The sequence below is a fragment of the Pseudomonas agarici genome (genome assembly GCF_900109755.1).
GTDB classification, from domain to species: domain Bacteria; phylum Pseudomonadota; class Gammaproteobacteria; order Pseudomonadales; family Pseudomonadaceae; genus Aquipseudomonas; species Aquipseudomonas agarici.
Genome location: NZ_FOAR01000010.1, coordinates 24,030 through 40,907, shown reverse-complemented (window position 1 = coordinate 40,907; position 16,878 = coordinate 24,030). Strand labels below are relative to the sequence as shown.

Below are 16,878 nucleotides of genomic sequence, written 5' to 3'. Positions count from 1 at the left end.
CCATGAGCCATACCCAAGACTTGGCCGCCTTCCTCGCCGAGCTGCGTTACGAGCAGGTGCCTCAGGCCGTGTTCGAGCGCACCGAAGACCTGTTCCTCGACTGGCTGGCCTCGGCCCTGGCCAGCCAGCACGCTCATCCGATTCCGCTGTTTGAGGCTTATGCCCGCAAGATGGGGCCGGTCTCTGGTCCGGCGCGGATCCTGGTCAATGGCCAGAGCAGTTCGGCGTACTTCGCCGCTCTGGTCAATGCCGCCTCGTCCCATCTGGTGGAGCAGGACGACCTGCACAACAGCTCCGTGCTGCACCCAGCCACCGTGGTCTTCCCGGCAGCCCTGGCCGCGGCCCAGGATCTTGGCAAGTCAGGCCGCGAGCTGCTGCTGGCGTCGGTTGCCGGCTACGAGGCGGGGATTCGCATCGGCGAGTTCCTTGGCCGCTCCCACTATCGGATCTTTCACACCACGGCTACCGTCGGCACCCTGGCAGCCGCTGTGGCCGTGGGCAAGCTGATGAACTTCAATCAGGAACAGTTCCTCAACCTGCTCGGCAGCGCCGGCACCCAGGCCGCCGGGCTCTGGGAGTTCTTGCGCGATGCCGCCGACTCCAAGCAACTGCACACCGCCAAGGCTGCCGCCGATGGCCTGTTGGCGGCGTACCTGACAGCGGATGGTTTGACCGGTGCGCGCAATATCCTCGAAGGCGACCAGGGACTGGCTGCCGGAATGTCCAGCGATGCCGATCCGACGAAGCTGTCCGACCGCCTAGGCAGTCGCTGGGCGCTGGTGGAAACCTCGTTCAAGTTCCATGCCTCCTGCCGCCATACCCATCCGGCCGCCGATGCGCTACTGCAACTGATGCGCCAGGAAGGTTTGGCTCATGAGCAGATCCGGCACGTGGAAACCTGTGTGCATCAGGGCGCCATCGACGTATTGGGGCGAGTCAAGGTGCCGCAGACCGTGCATCAGGCCAAGTTCTCCATGGGCACCGTCCTGGGCCTGATTGCTGTGCATGGTAACGCCGGGTTGCCGGAATTTCATCAGTTGTCCCTGACCGACCCAGCCGTCTCGGCCTTTCGCGACAAGGTCAGCATGACTCTCGACCCCGAGGTCGACGGTGCCTATCCCCAACGCTGGCTGGGTCGGGTGACGGTCACCACGGTCGACGGGCGGACCCTGCACGGGGCAATCGACGAACCGAAGGGCGATCCGGGCAACAGCCTCTCGCGCGCCGAACTGGAAGACAAGTTCCGCCGCCTGTTGCGGTTCTCCGGCGCTCGTGCGCCCGAGCAGGGTGAAGCGTTGATCCGTCAGGTCTGGGACCTGCGTAACACCACTGATTTGCAGGAGCTGTGCTGATGAACACGCCAGCAGGCAACACCTCGGCCCCACGTCCGCTGGACGGCATCACGGTGATCAGCCTGGAGCACGCCATCGCCGCGCCGTTCTGTACCCGACAACTGGCGGATCTCGGTGCGCGAGTGGTGAAGATCGAACGCCCCGGCAGCGGCGACTTCGCCCGTGGCTACGATCAGCGCGTGCACGGTCTGGCCTCGCACTTCGTCTGGACCAACCGCTCGAAACAAAGCCTGACCCTGGACCTCAAGCAGGACCAGGCCGGGGATATCCTCGAAGAACTGCTGGATCAGGCCGATGTGCTGGTCCAGAACCTGGCGCCGGGAGCCGCCGCGCGCATGGGCTTGTCCTTCGCGGCGTTGCACGAGCGTTTTCCGCGGTTGATCGTCTGTGATATCTCCGGTTATGGCGAAGGTGGCCCCTATGAAAAGAAAAAAGCCTACGACCTGCTGATCCAGAGCGAGGGCGGTTTTCTGTCGGTGACCGGTGGCGTGGGAGACGACCAGTTGGCCAAGGCCGGCTGTTCCATCGCCGATATCGCCGCCGGCATGTACGCCTACAGCGGCATCCTCTCGGCGCTGCTACTGAGGGGCAAGACCGGGGAGGGTAGCCGAGTCGAGGTGAGCATGCTGGAAAGCCTGGTGGAGTGGATGGGCTACCCGATGTACTACGCCTTCGATGGCGCCCCACCACCACCCCGTGCCGGCGCGGCGCATTCGACGATCTACCCTTATGGTCCGTTCCCCACGGGCGATGGCGGCACCGTGATGCTGGGCCTGCAAAACGAGCGCGAGTGGGCGGCGTTTTGCGACAAGGTGCTGCTGATGCCCGAGTTGACGCTGGATGAGCGGTTCTCGGCCAACTTCAAGCGTTCGGCCAATCGCGAAGCGCTACGCCAGATCATAGTCGACAGCTTTGCCCGGCTTAGCGTCGAGCAACTGATTGCGCGGCTGGAAGAGGCGCAGATCGCCAACGCCCGGGTCAACGACATGCAGGGCGTCTGGGACCACCCGCAACTGAAGGCCCGTGATGGCTGGCGTGAGATCGACAGTCCCTCGGGGAAACTGCCGTCGCTGTTGCCGCCGGCGCGCAATGCGGCGTTCCAATCACGGATGGATGCGGTGCCGGGGCTGGGGCAGCACACCGAGGTGATCCTGGGCGAGTTAGGCTTCTCGGCGCAGGCGGTGGCGCGGTTGCGCGCGGACGGCGTGATCTGAGGCGTGCATACCTTGTGGCCCGCGCTTCATTACCAGCCGGTTGATATGAATTAAAACAAGGAACACAGCATGTCTTCACCTATTGTCCGTTCCGCGCTCTTCGTGCCCGGCAGCCGTCCCGAGCGTTTCGCCAAGGCCCTGGCCAGCGGCGCCGATGCGGTGATTGTCGACTTCGAAGATGCCGTCGAGGAGCCGCTCAAGCGCATCGCCCGCGACAATCTCGGGCAGTTCTTCGCCGCCAATCCCCAGGCCCAGGTCCTGGTGCGGGTCAATGCCCCGAATCATGCCGAACACAGCGCCGACCTGGCATTCTGCAGGGACCATCCCGGCGTTGTCGGCGTGTTGTTGCCCAAGGTTGAGAATACCTCACAGATCCAGGCGGTGGCTAACACCGGCAAGCGCGTCTGGCCGATCATCGAAAGTGCCCGCGGGCTGCTGGCCCTGGCGCAGATCGCGGTGGCGCCCGGTGTCGAGCGCTTGTCCTTCGGTGGCCTAGACCTGGCCCTGGACCTCAACCTGAGCAATGGCTCGGCTGCCGCGCAATGGGCCCTTGACCAGGCGCGCCTGGCGTTGATCATCCACTCTCGAAGCGCCGGCCTGGTGGCGCCGCTGGATGGTGTGCATCCGGCTATCGACGACCCCGAAGGGTTGCACCGGTCCATTCGCCATGCCTATGACATGGGGTTTGCCGGGGCGCTGTGCATTCATCCCCGACAAGTCTCGGTGATCCACGCCGCACTGGTTCCTAGCGCCGAGGACCTGGCATGGGCCCGGCGCGTGGTGGCTGCCGACACTCACGGCGCCGGGGCCTATCAGGTCGATGGGCAAATGGTCGATGCTCCGGTGCTGCTGCGGGCGCGGCGCCTGCTGGCATTGGGCTAGACTCGATAAAGCGCTATGCAGGGCAGCTATTGAGCTTTGCGATGCGCTAGGATCAGTGCGTGTGGTGGTTGAGGTGGCACATTGGCTTGTGTTCGCCTGAGCCGAACGCAGGTACTCAAAATTCGAAATTCACTACATGCACCGCTTTAGGCAACCTGCCTGACAACACAACAATAAGAAGGTGATTTTCATGCTCAAGCTGACACGGGCGCTGTTCTGCGCCGCTACCCTGGTTGTCGCTGGCCTCGCACAGGCGGCCGATCCCATCGTTATCAAGTTCGCCCATGTGGTTGCGGAAAATACGCCCAAGGGGCAGGGCGCGCTGCTATTCAAGAAGCTCGTCGAAGAGCGCCTGCCTGGTCGGGTCAAGGTCGAGGTCTACCCAAACTCCTCGCTGTTCGGCGACGGTAAGGAGATGGAGGCGTTACTGCTGGGCGACGTGCAGATGCTGGCACCGTCTCTGGCCAAGTTCGAGCAGTACACCAAGCAGGTACAGATTTATGACCTGCCGTTCCTGTTCAACGACCTGGCCGCCGTCGACCGTTTCCAAGCCGCCCAGGGCAAGGCGTTGCTGGCTTCGATGACGGATAAGGGGATTCTCGGCCTGGCCTATTGGCACAACGGCCTCAAGCAACTGTCGGCGAACAAGGCACTGCGGGTGCCGGGCGATGCCCGTGGCCTGAAGTTCCGCGTCCAGGCCTCCAGTGTGCTTGAAGAGCAGTTCAAGGCGATCCGTGCCAACCCGCGCAAGATGAGTTTCGCCGAGGTTTATCAGGGCCTGCAGACCGGCACTGTCAACGGCACCGAGAACACTTGGTCGAACTATGAAAGCCAGAAGGTCCATGAGGTGCAGAAGTACTTCACCGCGTCCAACCATGGCCTGATCGACTACATGGTGATCACCAACAGCAAGTTCTGGAGCGGCCTGCCAGCTGACATCCGCAGTGAGCTGGAAAAGACCATGGCCGAAGTCAGTATTGAGGTGAACAAGCAGGCCGAAGCACTGAACCAGACCGCGAAGCAGAAAATCATCGACGCCAAGACCAGCGAGATCATCGAGCTGACCCCACAAGAGCGCACGCAATGGCGCGAGGCAATGAAGCCAGTGTGGAAGAAGTTCGAGAGCGAAATCGGTGCCGACCTGATCAATGCGGCGGACAAGTCCAACCAGCCTTGACCGACAGCGGGTTTGTGAACCACACCTGTGACTGATCGTTGCCATGCCGAGCGTGGCGAACGATCAGGTCGAGAAGAGTCTCTCTCTTTTTTCTCTCGCGGAGTCCTGTCCATGCAAGCGCAATCGCTGCGTCGCATCTGGGAGCATTTCGAGGAGGGCCTGATCGCCTTCCTCCTGGCCGCCATGACGTTGGTGACCTTTGTCTACGTGATGGCCAACAACGTCTACACGCTGTTCTTCAACCTGGCCGATCGTTGGGTCTGGAGCAGCGACTTCTTCAACGCCCTCGGCGACGCCACCATGACCGTGGCCCAGGAAATGACCTGGAGCGTGGCGTTGACCAAGGCCATGTTCGGCTGGTTGATCTTCTTCGGCATTTCCTACGGGGTGCGCACCGCCGGCCATCTGGGTGTCGATGCCGTGGTCAAGTTGACTCCGCGCCCGGTGCAACGCTACCTGGCGCTGCTGGCTTGTGCCTGCTGCCTGGCCTACGCCGGACTGTTCATGGTGGCCAGCTACAAGTGGTTGAACGCTTTGCTGACCGCCAGCATCGGCGCAGAGGACCTCGACCAATTCGGCATCAAGGTCGGCTACATCGTAGTGATCGTGCCCATCGGCTTTGCCCTGGTACTGATCCGCTACCTGGAAATCTTCTATCGCATCTTTACCCGGCGCCAGAGCGGTCTCGGTCTGGCCGATGAAGCCGGCGAAGCCAGCAAGCTCGCTGGCGAGCACAAGGAGCAGCACTGATGGCCGTACTCTGTCTGTTCCTGCTGTTGTTCACTTTCATGTTCCTCGGGGTGCCCATTGCGATTTCCCTGGGGTTGTCCGGGGCGGTGTCGATCCTGATCTTCAGCCAGGACTCCCTCAGTTCCCTGGCGATCAAGTTGTTCGAGACCTCCGACGGCTACACCTTCCTGGCGATCCCGTTCTTTCTGCTGTCCGGTGCCTTCATGACCACCGGCGGCGTGGCCAGGCGCCTGATCGATTTCGCCAACGCCTGCGTCGGGCATATCCGTGGTGGCCTGGCGATTGCCGCCGTGCTGGCCTGCATGCTGTTCGCAGCCTTGTCCGGCTCGTCGCCGGCCACCGTGGCGGCAGTCGGCTCGATTGCCGTGGCGGGCATGGTGCGCTCCGGTTATCCGAAGGAATTCGGTGCCGGGATCATCTGCAATGCCGGTACCTTGGGTATCCTGATTCCGCCGTCGATCGTGATGGTGGTGTATTCGGCGGCGACCGAGACCTCGGTGGGCAAGCTGTTTATGGCCGGGGTGATTCCAGGGCTGTTGCTGGGCCTGATGCTGATGGTGGCGATCTATATCGTCGCCCGGATCAAGAAGCTCCCGGCGCAACCGCGAGCGACTTTACGCGAGTGGCTGTCGGCGGCGCGCCGGGCATTCTGGGGCTTGCTGTTGCTGGTGATCATCCTCGGCGGCATCTACAGCGGTCTGTTCACCCCGACCGAAGCAGCAGCGGTGGCAGCGGTGTATTCGGCGTTCGTCGCACTGTTCATCTACAAGGACATGAAGATCCGCGACTGCCCGAAAGTGCTGATGGAGTCCGGTCGTCTGTCGATTATGCTGATGTTCATCATCGCCAACGCGATCCTCTTTGCCCATGTGTTGACCACCGAACAAATCCCGCAACAGATCACCAACTGGGTGGTCTCCGAAGGCCTGACGCCTATTGGTTTTCTGCTGGTGGTCAACGTCGTGCTGTTGGTGGCAGGCAGCTTCATGGAGCCGTCGGCCATCGTACTGATCCTCGCGCCGATCTTCTTCCCGATTGCCATGAAGCTGGGTATCGACCCGATTCACCTGGGCATCGTGATGGTGGTCAACATGGAAATCGGTCTGGTGCATCCGCCGGTGGGCCTGAACCTGTTCGTGACCTCGGCGGTGACCGGCCTGAGCCTCGGCCAGACCATTCGTGCGGCGCTGCCGTGGTTGATGATACTGCTGGCGTTCCTGATTTTGGTGACCTACGTACCAATTATCTCGCTGGCCTTGCCGCACTGGCTGGGGATGCCGTGAGTGGATTGATGGCATAGACTACTGACACTTCATTGAAAGGCCGCCGCGAATGGGTTCGTAGCGGCCTTTGAGCACTTCATCGCTTTACTCAAGCGGCATTGCCTGGCGAGACAGTCCTAGCAGCGACAGTCTATAGGTGAGTTCAGGCAGTTCAGCTCATTTGCGGCAAGTTCCGCCAGCCGATCAGGGTGCGGCGTTGGCCTCTGCAAAAAAGCTCGGATTGGCTATCCGTCATTCAATGTCGAAGCCTTAGGCTGGGCAGCATGTGAACAGCGTTATGAGCCATCACGATGGAGTCACACCTTGGAACCGCGCCTGGATTTCTATGCTGCTTCACCCCAGGCTCTTAAGGGGCTGCTGCTGTTGGAAGAGGTCAGCTTCGGTCTGTCCGTTGAAAAGCCCCTGCTAGAATTGGTGAGATTGCGGGTCTCGCAACTCAACCATTGTTCGTTCTACGCCGACCTGCACAGCCAGGAGGCCCGCAGTCAGGGTGAAACCGAACGGCGCCTGCACGGTATTCTGGCGTGGCGTGATTCGCCTCTGTTTAGCCCTCGCGAGCGGGCGGCGCTGGCCTGGAGCGAGGCCTTGACCTTGCTCGCCAATCATCCAATCAGTGACGAATTATACGCCCATGTCCGCCTGCAGTTCAGCGAATGCGAACTGGTCGACCTGAGCGTGGCGATTGCCTCGATCAACTGCTGGAACCGCCTGGCCGTGGCGTTCCGCCAACAGTTGTCGGTTTGAGGTCAATATTTTCCCTGGTGCACCAAGAGGTTATTCGTAATGAAGCTGATGCATGTTGACGCCAGCGCCAAAGGCGAACGGTCCAACTCCAGAGCGTTGTCCCGGCACTTTATCGAGCAACTGCACGAACTCGGCGTTGAGCTGGAAATCGATTACCTGGACCTGAGCGTCGAAACTCCCGCGCATGTCACCGAGGCGTTTGCGGTCGCTACTTATACCCCCTCGCAGGCGCGCACAGAGGCCATGAAGCAGACACTTGCTGCCTCGGATGCGCTGTGCAAACGATTGATAGAGGCCGATGCCTGCCTGTTCGCCATGCCGATGTACAACTGGTCGATGCCTTCGACCTTCAAGGCCTTTATCGACAACATCATCCGTACCGATCTGACTTATCTGAATACCCCGCAGGGCATTGTCGGCCAGTTGAGCCGGCAGAAGGTGCTGTTCCTGACCAGCCGGGGCGCCGATCTGCGCCCCGGCAGTCCGTTAGCGTCGATGGATGCCTTGACCCCGGCGCTGAAGGCGGCGTTTGCCTTTATCGGCGTGCAGGACCCGCAGTTCGTCGACGCCCAGCCGTTGCAGTTTGCCGAGGCCGAGGCGCGCCTTGAGGCCCTGGAACGGGCCAAGGCCGAGCTGGCGGTCGTTGCTCGGCAGTGGGCGCTGAAGGCCGCTTGATCCACGCGCCGGGTTTGCTATCCGGACACCGACCTTTGCGCTTTCACCGAGGGGTTGAAAGTACGGCCTATGCCCATGCTGGTGGTCACGCGCAAGGCCTGAGAGTTTCAGGCCTTGCGCGTGACCAGTTTCATGACTACTACAAAGAACATGGGTACGAACACCACCGCCAGGGTTGCACTGATCATCCCGCCGATCACCCCGGTACCGATGGCCTGTTGGCTCGCCGAACTGGCCCCGGTGGCGATTGCCAGCGGCACCACGCCGAGAATGAACGCCAGCGAAGTCATGATAATCGGTCGCAAGCGCAGCCGTGCGGCCTTCACCGTGGCGCTCGGCAGGTCATGCCCTTCGTCGTACAGGCTCTTGGCGAACTCGATAATCAGGATCGCGTTCTTCGCCGACAGACCGATGATGGTGATCAGCCCCACCTTGAAGAACACATCGTTGGGCATTCCGCGCAAGGTCACCGCCAGCACCGCGCCGAGTACCCCCAGCGGCACCACCAGCAGCACCGAGGTCGGAATCGACCAGCTCTCGTACAACGCCGCCAGGCACAGGAATACCACCAGCAACGACAGGCCCAGCAGGATCGGTGCCTGGGAGCCGGACAAGCGCTCCTGCAACGACAGCCCGGTCCATTCCAGGCCCAGGCCCGCTGGCAACCGCGTCACCAGACGTTGCATTTCCTCCATGGCCTGGCCCGTGCTGTAGCCGGGCGCCGATTCGCCGGAGATAGCAATCGCCGGGTAGCCGTTGTATCGGGTCAGTTGCGCCGGACCCTGGATCCAGCGAGCTTCGACAAAAGCCGACAGCGGTACCATCTTGCCGTTGTTGTTGCGCACATGGATCTTCAGCAGGTCCTCCACCTGGGCACGCTTGTCGCCCTCAGCCTGGATGACCACCCGCTGCATGCGTCCCTGGTTCGGGAAGTCGTTGACATAGGACGAACCGACAGCGGTGGCGAGGATATTGCCGATATCGGCGAACGACACGCCCAAAGCATTGGCTTGTTTGCGGTCGACTTCCAATTGCACCTGCGGTGCTTCGGCCAGGGCGCTTTCGCGGACATTAGCCAGTACCTCGCTCTTTTCCGCCGCCGCCAGCAGCTCTGTACGGGCCAGCATCAAGGTTGCATGACCGACGCCGCCACGGTCCTGCAGGCGCAGCTCGAAGCCGCTGGAGGTGCCCAGGCCATTCACCGGCGGCGGCAGGATGGCGTAGGCCAGCGCATCCTTGAGGTCGCCGAAGGCGATATTCGCCCGTTCGGCGATGGCTGCCGCCGTGTCCCTGGCACCGCGCTGTGACCAGTCCTTGAGGGTGGTAAAGGCCAGCGCAGCGTTCTGGCCGCTGCCGGAAAAGCTGAAACCGAGGATCATGGTGGTGTCTCCGACACCGGACTCCGTGGCGTTATTGGCCTCGATTTGCTCCACGACCTTGACCGTGCGGTTCTTGCTCGCACCCGGCGGCAGTTGGATATCAGTGATGGTGTAGCCCTGGTCTTCCACCGGCAGGAACGAGGCTGGCAGGCGGCTGAACAGCAGGCCGAGAACCACCAGCAGCAAGCCGTAGAGCAGCAGGTAACGACCGCTGCGTTTCAGGATTTGGATTACCCAGCGTTCGTAGCCTGCGCTCATCTGTTCGAAGCGTCGATTGAACCCGCCGAAGAACCCCCCCTTGGCATCGTGCCGGTCCCTGGCGATTGGCTTGAGCAGGGTCGCGCAGAGCGCCGGCGTCAGGGTCAGGGCAAGGAACGCCGAGAACAGGATCGAGGTGGCCATGGACAACGAGAACTGCTGGTAGATCACTCCGACCGAGCCCTGCATAAAGGCCATGGGAATGAACACCGCCACCAGCACCAGGGTGATGCCGACGATTGCTCCGCTGATCTGGCCCATGGCCTTGCGAGTCGCCGCTTTCGGCGCCAGGCCTTCATTGACCATGATCCGCTCAACGTTCTCCACCACCACGATGGCGTCGTCCACCAGAATACCGATGGCCAGCACCATGCCGAACATGGTCAGCACGTTGATCGAGAAACCCAGGGCCAGCATGGTGGCAAAGGTCCCCATCAGCGCCACCGGCACCACCAGCGTCGGGATCAGCGTATAGCGGATATTCTGCAGGAACAGGAACATCACGGCGAACACCAACAGCATGGCTTCGCCGAGGGTGTAGAGCACCTTGGTGATCGAGACCTTGATGAACGGCGAGGTGTCGTAGGGAATCTTGTATTCCACGTTCGCCGGAAAGTAGCGCGACAGTTCGTCCATTTTCTCCCGCACCAGCGTCGCGGTCTTCAGGGCGTTGGCGCCGGGCGCCAGTTGCACGCTGAAGGCGGTCGAGGGCTTACCGTTGAGGCGTGTCGAATATTGGTATTCCTGGCTGCCCACTTCGACCCGGGCGACATCGCCGACGCGCACGCTGGACCCGTCCGGGTTGGCCCGCAGGACAATATCGGCGAATTCCTGGGGGAGCGATAGCTGGCCCTTGACCAGCACCGCCGCCGTGATTTCCTGGGTCGACGGCCCCGGCAGGTCGCCGATGCTGCCGGCCGGAACCTGGATGTTCTGCGCTGCCACGGCGGCGCTGATGTCGGCGGCGGTGAGGTTGAAGCCCACCAGCTTTTGCGGGTCGATCCAGATTCGCAGGGCGCGTTCGGCTCCGTAGAGTTGGGCTTTGCCGACGCCGTCCAGACGCCTGATCTCGTTCATCACGTTGCGTGCCAGGTAGTCGCTGAGCGCGGTATCGTCGTATTGGCCGTCATGGGAGGTGAGGGTAGCCAGCAATAGGAAGCCGGAAGAAGCCTTCTCCACCTGCAAGCCTTGCTGGGTGACGGCGGCGGGCAGGCGCGGCTCGACCGCCTTGAGGCGGTTCTGCACATCCACCTGGGCCATCTCTGGGCTAGTCCCGGGCTGGAAGGTCGCGGTGATGGTGGCACTGCCCAGGCTGCTCTGGGATTCGAAGTAGAGCAAATGATCGGCGCCGTTGAGTTCCTGTTCGATCAGGCTGACCACGCTTTCGTCGAGGGTCTGCGCCGAGGCACCGGGGTACACCGCGTAGATTTCCACCTTGGGCGGCGCGACGTTAGGGTACTGCGCCACCGGCAACTTGGGGATGGCGAGCGCGCCGGCCAGCAGGATAAACAACGCGACCACCCAGGCGAAGATCGGGCGGTCGATAAAGAAATGCGGCATGCTCACTGTCCTTCGGACCGGGCCAGGGAAATAGGGCCGTCATCGACCTGCACCCGTTCGTTGGGGCGGGCGTGCTGCAGGCCTTCGATGATGATGCGGTCGCCAGGCTTGAGGCCATCGTTGACGATCCAGCGGTCGTTCTGCGCCGCGCCGAGGCTGACCGGCTGCTGACTCACGCGCTGGTCGGCGTCCACCAGCAGCACCAGAGGCACCCCGGCGCTGTCGCGTAGGATCGCCCGTTGTGGCACGCTGATGCCTTCGCGGTTGAACGCCTGTTCGACCTTGACTCGCACGAAGCTGCCCGGCAGCAGGTCGAGATCCGGGTTCGGGAACTCGCTGCGCAGAATAATCTGCCCGGTGCTTGGGTCGACGCTGATATCGGTGAACAGCAGCTTGCCGGGCAACGGATAGGCGCTGCCGTCGTCCTGGATTAACGTCGCCTTGGCCTGGTTCTGCCCGACCTGTTGCAACTGACCGGCGCGAAAGGCCCGACGCAGATCGTTCAGCTCTCGGGTGGACTGGGCCAGATCGGCATGGATCGGGTTCAACTGCTGGATCAACGCCAGTGCGGTGCTTTCGTTGTGGCCGACCAGCGCGCCTTCGGTGACCAGCGCCCGACCGATACGCCCGGAGATCGGTGCGGTGACGGTGGCATGGTCCAGGTTCAGTTTCGCTCGCTGCACCGCAGCCTGACCGGCGGCGACATCGGCGGCGCTCTGGCGCGCGGCGGCCTGGGCGTTGTCGTAGTCCTGGCGGCTGATGGCGTTGCTGTCCACCAGTTCGCGGTAGCGCTGGTGCTGTAATTTCGCCTGGAACGCATTAGCCTGGGCTTTCTGCAGGCTGGCCATGGCGCTGTCGAGGTCGGCCTTGAACGGTGCCGGGTCGATCAGGAACAGCACATCGCCCTGTTTGACGTCACTGCCTTCGGCAAACATACGCTTGAGCACCACACCGGCAACCCGCGCACGGACTTGGGCGATGCGCGGCGCGGCAATGCGCCCGCTCAGTTCGCTGCTGATCGACAGCGGTTGGCTGTGAATGGTCTCGACCCGCACCTTGGGCGCGGGCGGGGCTTCGGGCTCGCCCACGGACCGATCGCAGGCGCTCAACAGCAGAGCCAGGGCCGACAGGCAAGGCAGGGCCAACAGCTTCTTCAACATAATCAAGTTCCAGTAATGACCCCAGGCATGCTAAGGGTGGCTGTCAACAGGTGCTGTGAAGCTGTGTAGGTGGTTGGTGAAAAAGTGTGAAGCTGGTGCTCGCGCACACGAAAGGGCGTATATCCTTTACGGTTGTTCACCTACTTGTGGTTAATTTATGCCGACGATTCTCCTGGTCGAAGACGACGCCGCGCTTTGCGAACTGATTGCCAGTTATCTGGAGCGCAACGGCTATCAGGTCAATGTGCTGGCCCGTGGCGACCAGGTACGCGAGCAGGCCCGGCAGAATCCGCCGGACCTGGTGATCCTCGATCTGATGCTGCCCGGTCTCGATGGCCTGCAGGTCTGTCGGCTGTTGCGGGCCGATTCGGCGACGCTGCCGATCCTGATGCTCACCGCCCGCGACGACAGCCATGACCAAGTGCTAGGCCTGGAAATGGGCGCCGATGACTATGTGAGCAAGCCCTGCGAGCCGCGGGTGCTGCTGGCTCGGGTTCGCACGCTGTTGCGCCGTAGCAGCCTCAGCGAGCCGCAGGTGGCTAGCGACCAGATCCTGATGGGTAGCCTGTGCATCGACCTGTCCGAGCGCACCGTGAGCTGGCGTGAGCAGCCCGTGGAGCTGTCTTGCGGCGAATACAACCTGCTGGTGGTGCTGGCCCGACATGCCGGTGAGGTTCTCAGCCGCGACCAGATCCTGCAACGTCTGCGCGGCATCGAGTTCAACGGCACCGATCGTTCGGTGGACGTGGCGATTTCCAAGCTGCGGCGCAAGTTCGACGACCATGCCGGCGAAGCCCGCAAGATCAAGACCGTGTGGGGCAAGGGGTACCTGTTCAGCCGTTCCGAGTGGGAATGCTGAATCGATGCTGAAGATTCTGATCCGTCTCTACCTGGTGACCATGGTGACCTACAGCGCGGCGATCTACCTGGTGCCCGACCTGGTGATCGGGCTCTTTCGCGACCGTTTCATGGGCTACAACATTGACCAGTCCCGAGGTATGCAGGAGCTGTTGGTCAGGCAGTTTCAGGCGGTGCCCAACGAGCAATGGCCGGCGCTGGCGATCGAACTGGACAAGAGCTTCGCTCCGTTGCGGGTGGCGCTGGCCCGTATTGACGACATCAGTTTCAGCGAGCCTGAACAGGAACGCCTGCGCCGTGGCGAGAATGTGATCCGCTTGGGCGACTGGGGCGCGGCCAAGCTGGTGGCCTCGCCGCTGGACGGGCAACTGGCGGTGGAGCGCGTGGTGCCGCCCGATCCGCTGGACGTCAACCTGTTGTATTGGAGTATGAATGTACTGATCGGCGCGGCGCTGCTGGCTTGCCTGCTGTTTTGGCTACGGCCGCACTGGCGCGACCTGGAGCGCCTCAAGCAGACCGCCCGACGCATCGGCCAGGGTCGGTTGAGCGAACGCACGCATATCTCGCCGCGCTCCAATATCGGCGAGTTGGCGGCAGTCTTCGACACCATGGCCGGTGATATCGAATGCCTGCTCAACCAGCAACGCGACCTGCTCAATGCTGTGTCCCATGAACTGCGCACACCCTTGACCCGCTTGGATTTCGGCATGGCCCTGGCCCTCTCGGATGACTTACCGCAGCCTTCGCGCGAGCGTCTGCAAGGATTAGTGGGGCATATCCGCGAGCTGGATGAGTTGGTGCTGGAGTTGCTGTCCTACAGTCGCCTGCAGAGCTCGGGGCGAGTGTCGGAGCGGGTAATGGTGTCGCTCGATGAGTTTGTCGACAGTATCCTCGGCAGTTTCGACGAAGAGTTGGAGGCTCCGGATATCGTTATCGATGTGCTGATGCACGGCTCCCTGGAGCGGTTTTCCCTCGACCCACGGCTGACCGCGCGGGCCGTACAGAACCTGTTGCGCAATGCCACCCGTTATTGTGAGCGCAGGATCCAGGTCGGCATCTGCACCAACACCGAAGGTTGTGAACTGTGGGTCGATGACGATGGCATTGGCATTCCCGAACAGGAGCGCGAGCGGGTCTTCGAGCCGTTCTACCGCCTGGACCGCAGCCGCGACCGGTCCACGGGAGGCTTTGGCCTGGGTCTGGCGATCAGTCGGCGGGCGGCCGAGGCCCAGGGCGGGACCCTGACGGTCGAACAGTCGCCGCTGGGCGGGGCGCGTTTGCGGCTCTGGTTGCCGGTGCTCTAGTCACCTGTGTGGCCAGTTCTGTTAATCAATTGCGGCGCCACAAGCCGCTAGTGGCCTGTACGGTGAGTTCGTTAGCTCAAGTTCGGATGCCATAAGTTCATGGCTAAGGCGCTGTGACGAGTCATAGCCGGGCTATGGCGAGGAACAGCAACGCAAGCCAGGGATTTAGGGCGCCGAAATTGACTCATAGAACTAGCCACACAGGCCACTAGAGGCCCTGGCTGGTGCGGATCAGATCATAGGCCCGGCGTACCAACGGGTTGACCGTGTTGGAACGGATCCACAGGTAATAGGTAATGTTCGGAAGTCGTGGCAAACCGTCGTTTTCCCCCAGTACGCGCATATCGGGTCCCAGCAGCTCCATGCTGCGGGGTGTCACCCCGAGCCCGGCGCGAATCGCCGCCTTGATGCCGATCAGGTTTGACGCCAGATACGCCTGGCGCCAGGCAATCCCCTCACGCTCCAGCGCCTCCAGGGCATAACGCCGATAGATGCTCGGTTCCTCGATCAGGATCAAGGGCAGCGGCTCGCTGGGCACATGAAGGTACTGCGTCGAACAGATCCACCAGACCGGTGAGGTGCGTAGGGCGAAGCCTTGCAGGCGCGAGTCCTCGCGGGTGGAGATGAGCATGTCGATCTTGCCCCGGTGCAGATCCTCCATCAGGTAGGGGCTGCGTCCCACATCGATCTCCAGGCGCACTCGGGGCGCCGAGCGGGCAATGTGGCTGAGGATCGGCGGCAGGAGGGTCTCGGCGATATCGTGGGGTGAGCCAATACGCAGTACGCCGCTCAGGTGGCTCTCGCGCACTGAGTTGAGTGCTTCATCGTTCAGCGAGAGCATCTGCCGGGCGTGGCGCAGCAACTGCCGGCCAGGCTCGGTGAGTTGTTTCTGCCGGCCCTGTTTCTGGAACAGGCTGATTCCGACCTGATGTTCCAGGCGTTGCATTTGCTGGGTGACCGACGATTGGGTGCGGGCCAGGTGCTGGCCTGCTTCGGCAAAGTTGTGATGATCGACTACCGCGACGAAGGTGCGCAGCAGTTCCAGGTCCAGGATCGTAGAGGGCATGGCGGTTCGAATTCATATCAAGGGTGATGCTCAATAGATTACGGATTCTTATGTATCTGGCGAGAAAAAATTACTGCTGAATTTAAATGACCCAATAAATGCGGCTTATGTCTTTTTTTTTAAAAACCTAATAACTAGAAAGTTATAACAATATTAGATATTTGAATTTCCGTTCCGATGGAGCGCTCCCTAGCATGTGGGCAACGAGGTCGGGAGACGCCGATCGCCACCGAGGGGATATCCATGCAGTTCACGCGCACATCGATCCAGCGTTTTCTACCCACCGTACTGGGCGCGGTGCTCGCTTTTGGCGTAGTCGGATCCGCGCAGGCCGACGCAACCCTCGACAAGATCCAGCAACGGCACCGGCTGGTGGTCGGTGTGCTGTTATCCGGCGGGCCGTTCGGCTCCATCGACCCGCTCACACAGGACCCCAGGGGCCTCAACGTCGACCTGGCCAATGCCCTGGGCAAGGATCTCAATGTGCCGGTGGAACTGGTCCCGGTATTGCCAGCCAACCGGGTGCAGTTCCTGCAACAGGGCAAGGTCGATCTGCTGATCGCCAACATGGAGTGGACCGCCGAGCGCGATACCCTGCTGGGGCATGTGCCGACGCCGTTCTACCGGGTCGGAGGTGTCGCTGCGGTGCCGAAAGACAGCAAGATCAGCCGTTGGGAAGACCTCAAGGGCCAGCCGGTGTGCACCTCCCAGGGTAGCAGCTACGTCAAGCCGCTGAGCGAGCTGGGTGTAGACCTCAAGGCGTTCAAGAGTTCCTCGGAGTCGCTGCTGGCGCTGCGTGGCAACAACTGTGTGGCGGCTGTGCATGACGCAACGCTGATCAACCCATTGCTGGCCGACAATCCCGAGTGGAAGGACTACCGAGCGCTGACCCCGGAGTTGAATCCGGCGCCGTCGGTGATTTGGAGTCGCCTGGGGCAAACCGATATCCAGAAACGCCTGGATGGCGTGGTCCAGGAGCTGCATCGCAGTGGCTGGCTGATCGAGGCCGAGACGCGCAATCACCTCACTCCGGCGTCGCCCGCCCTGGTGGAATGGCATAACCAGTTCAAGGGCTGAACCCGTTGTCGCTCCACGAGCCTCTTCAGGCAAGCACTTCCCCCACGTTGAGAGCTTGACACAGGCAGTGTGGGGACGGTCGCGCCAGCAAAGACGGTCGCCACACCCCGCGAACTCTCAAGGACACTCCCAATGCTCA

The 16,878-nt window shown here is 62.0% G+C and carries 14 protein-coding genes; 11 read left to right on the top strand and 3 right to left on the bottom strand.

Annotation, left to right across the window (positions count from 1 at the left end; all coding sequences use genetic code 11):
• Positions 1–2: 2 nt before the first annotated feature.
• The 8 genes from BMX68_RS11360 (at position 3) to BMX68_RS11325 (ending at position 8,077) form a co-directional block, all read left to right on the top strand.
• Positions 3–1,352 carry an MmgE/PrpD family protein gene (locus BMX68_RS11360; protein WP_017131238.1) on the top strand — a complete coding sequence of 450 codons (1,350 nt, stop codon included), beginning with the start codon at positions 3–5 and terminating at the stop codon, positions 1,350–1,352.
• Entirely contained in the window at positions 1,352–2,566 is a 1,215-nt protein-coding gene (locus BMX68_RS11355) for a CaiB/BaiF CoA transferase family protein (RefSeq protein ID WP_017131239.1), read from the top strand. The genes BMX68_RS11360 and BMX68_RS11355 overlap by 1 nt, the downstream gene beginning before the upstream one ends.
• Before the next feature lie 69 nt (positions 2,567–2,635).
• Positions 2,636–3,448, top strand: a complete 813-nt coding sequence (locus BMX68_RS11350) for an HpcH/HpaI aldolase/citrate lyase family protein (protein ID WP_017131240.1) — start codon at positions 2,636–2,638, stop codon at positions 3,446–3,448.
• Between the two features lie 190 nt (positions 3,449–3,638).
• Positions 3,639–4,625 carry a TRAP transporter substrate-binding protein gene (locus BMX68_RS11345; RefSeq protein WP_017131241.1) on the top strand — a complete coding sequence of 329 codons (987 nt, stop codon included), beginning with the start codon at positions 3,639–3,641 and terminating at the stop codon, positions 4,623–4,625.
• 111 nt (positions 4,626–4,736) lie between these two features.
• The gene (locus BMX68_RS11340; RefSeq protein ID WP_017131242.1) at positions 4,737–5,375 is read left to right on the top strand and encodes a TRAP transporter small permease; all 639 of its coding nucleotides are present in this window, start codon (positions 4,737–4,739) and stop codon (positions 5,373–5,375) included.
• Positions 5,375–6,658, top strand: coding sequence for a C4-dicarboxylate TRAP transporter large permease protein DctM (gene dctM / locus BMX68_RS11335; protein ID WP_017131243.1), 1,284 nt, complete (start codon positions 5,375–5,377; stop codon positions 6,656–6,658). Before BMX68_RS11340 ends, dctM begins: the two co-directional genes overlap by 1 nt.
• 303 nt (positions 6,659–6,961) lie before the next feature.
• Entirely contained in the window at positions 6,962–7,402 is a 441-nt protein-coding gene (locus BMX68_RS11330; protein ID WP_017131244.1) for a carboxymuconolactone decarboxylase family protein, read from the top strand.
• 39 nt (positions 7,403–7,441) lie between these two features.
• Entirely contained in the window at positions 7,442–8,077 is a 636-nt protein-coding gene (locus BMX68_RS11325) for an FMN-dependent NADH-azoreductase (RefSeq protein ID WP_017131245.1), read from the top strand.
• Positions 8,078–8,184: 107 nt separating this feature from the next.
• Here the strand turns inward: BMX68_RS11325 and BMX68_RS11320 are convergent, their stop codons facing one another.
• Both BMX68_RS11320 and BMX68_RS11315 read right to left on the bottom strand, forming a co-directional pair.
• Positions 8,185–11,274: a multidrug efflux RND transporter permease subunit gene (locus BMX68_RS11320; RefSeq protein WP_017131246.1), complete on the bottom strand. Its 3,090-nt coding sequence runs from the start codon at positions 11,272–11,274 to the stop codon at positions 8,185–8,187.
• A gap of 2 nt (positions 11,275–11,276) precedes the next feature.
• Positions 11,277–12,434 (bottom strand): efflux RND transporter periplasmic adaptor subunit, encoded by a 1,158-nt coding sequence (locus BMX68_RS11315; RefSeq protein ID WP_017131247.1) that lies wholly within the window; start codon positions 12,432–12,434, stop codon positions 11,277–11,279.
• 157 nt (positions 12,435–12,591) lie between these two features.
• Between BMX68_RS11315 and BMX68_RS11310 the strand changes: the two genes are divergently transcribed.
• Both BMX68_RS11310 and BMX68_RS11305 read left to right on the top strand, forming a co-directional pair.
• Positions 12,592–13,293 carry a response regulator transcription factor gene (locus BMX68_RS11310; RefSeq protein WP_017131248.1) on the top strand — a complete coding sequence of 234 codons (702 nt, stop codon included), beginning with the start codon at positions 12,592–12,594 and terminating at the stop codon, positions 13,291–13,293.
• A 4-nt stretch (positions 13,294–13,297) separates the two neighbouring features.
• Entirely contained in the window at positions 13,298–14,596 is a 1,299-nt protein-coding gene (locus BMX68_RS11305; RefSeq protein ID WP_017131249.1) for an ATP-binding protein, read from the top strand.
• 208 nt (positions 14,597–14,804) lie between these two features.
• Here BMX68_RS11305 and BMX68_RS11300 read toward each other — a convergent pair whose 3' ends face one another.
• Positions 14,805–15,662, bottom strand: a complete 858-nt coding sequence (locus BMX68_RS11300; protein WP_017131250.1) for a LysR substrate-binding domain-containing protein — start codon at positions 15,660–15,662, stop codon at positions 14,805–14,807.
• A gap of 243 nt (positions 15,663–15,905) precedes the next feature.
• Between BMX68_RS11300 and BMX68_RS11295 the strand changes: the two genes are divergently transcribed.
• Positions 15,906–16,739, top strand: a complete 834-nt coding sequence (locus BMX68_RS11295; RefSeq protein ID WP_017131251.1) for a transporter substrate-binding domain-containing protein — start codon at positions 15,906–15,908, stop codon at positions 16,737–16,739.
• Positions 16,740–16,878 lie beyond the last annotated feature (139 nt).

Bases quoted from the DNA above. Each gene is read 5' to 3' on its own strand.
- BMX68_RS11315 (WP_017131247.1), bottom strand. From the start codon at position 12,434: ATGTTGAAGAAGCTGTTGGCCCTGCCTTGCCTGTCGGCCCTGGCTCTG.
- BMX68_RS11350 (WP_017131240.1), top strand. From the start codon at position 2,636: ATGTCTTCACCTATTGTCCGTTCCGCGCTCTTCGTGCCCGGCAGCCGT.
- BMX68_RS11310 (WP_017131248.1), top strand. From the start codon at position 12,592: ATGCCGACGATTCTCCTGGTCGAAGACGACGCCGCGCTTTGCGAACTG.
- BMX68_RS11320 (WP_017131246.1), bottom strand. From the start codon at position 11,274: ATGCCGCATTTCTTTATCGACCGCCCGATCTTCGCCTGGGTGGTCGCG.
- BMX68_RS11360 (WP_017131238.1), top strand. From the start codon at position 3: ATGAGCCATACCCAAGACTTGGCCGCCTTCCTCGCCGAGCTGCGTTAC.
- BMX68_RS11295 (WP_017131251.1), top strand. From the start codon at position 15,906: ATGCAGTTCACGCGCACATCGATCCAGCGTTTTCTACCCACCGTACTG.
- BMX68_RS11300 (WP_017131250.1), bottom strand. From the start codon at position 15,662: ATGCCCTCTACGATCCTGGACCTGGAACTGCTGCGCACCTTCGTCGCG.
- BMX68_RS11355 (WP_017131239.1), top strand. From the start codon at position 1,352: ATGAACACGCCAGCAGGCAACACCTCGGCCCCACGTCCGCTGGACGGC.
- BMX68_RS11305 (WP_017131249.1), top strand. From the start codon at position 13,298: ATGCTGAAGATTCTGATCCGTCTCTACCTGGTGACCATGGTGACCTAC.
- BMX68_RS11345 (WP_017131241.1), top strand. From the start codon at position 3,639: ATGCTCAAGCTGACACGGGCGCTGTTCTGCGCCGCTACCCTGGTTGTC.
- BMX68_RS11325 (WP_017131245.1), top strand. From the start codon at position 7,442: ATGAAGCTGATGCATGTTGACGCCAGCGCCAAAGGCGAACGGTCCAAC.
- dctM (WP_017131243.1), top strand. From the start codon at position 5,375: ATGGCCGTACTCTGTCTGTTCCTGCTGTTGTTCACTTTCATGTTCCTC.
- BMX68_RS11340 (WP_017131242.1), top strand. From the start codon at position 4,737: ATGCAAGCGCAATCGCTGCGTCGCATCTGGGAGCATTTCGAGGAGGGC.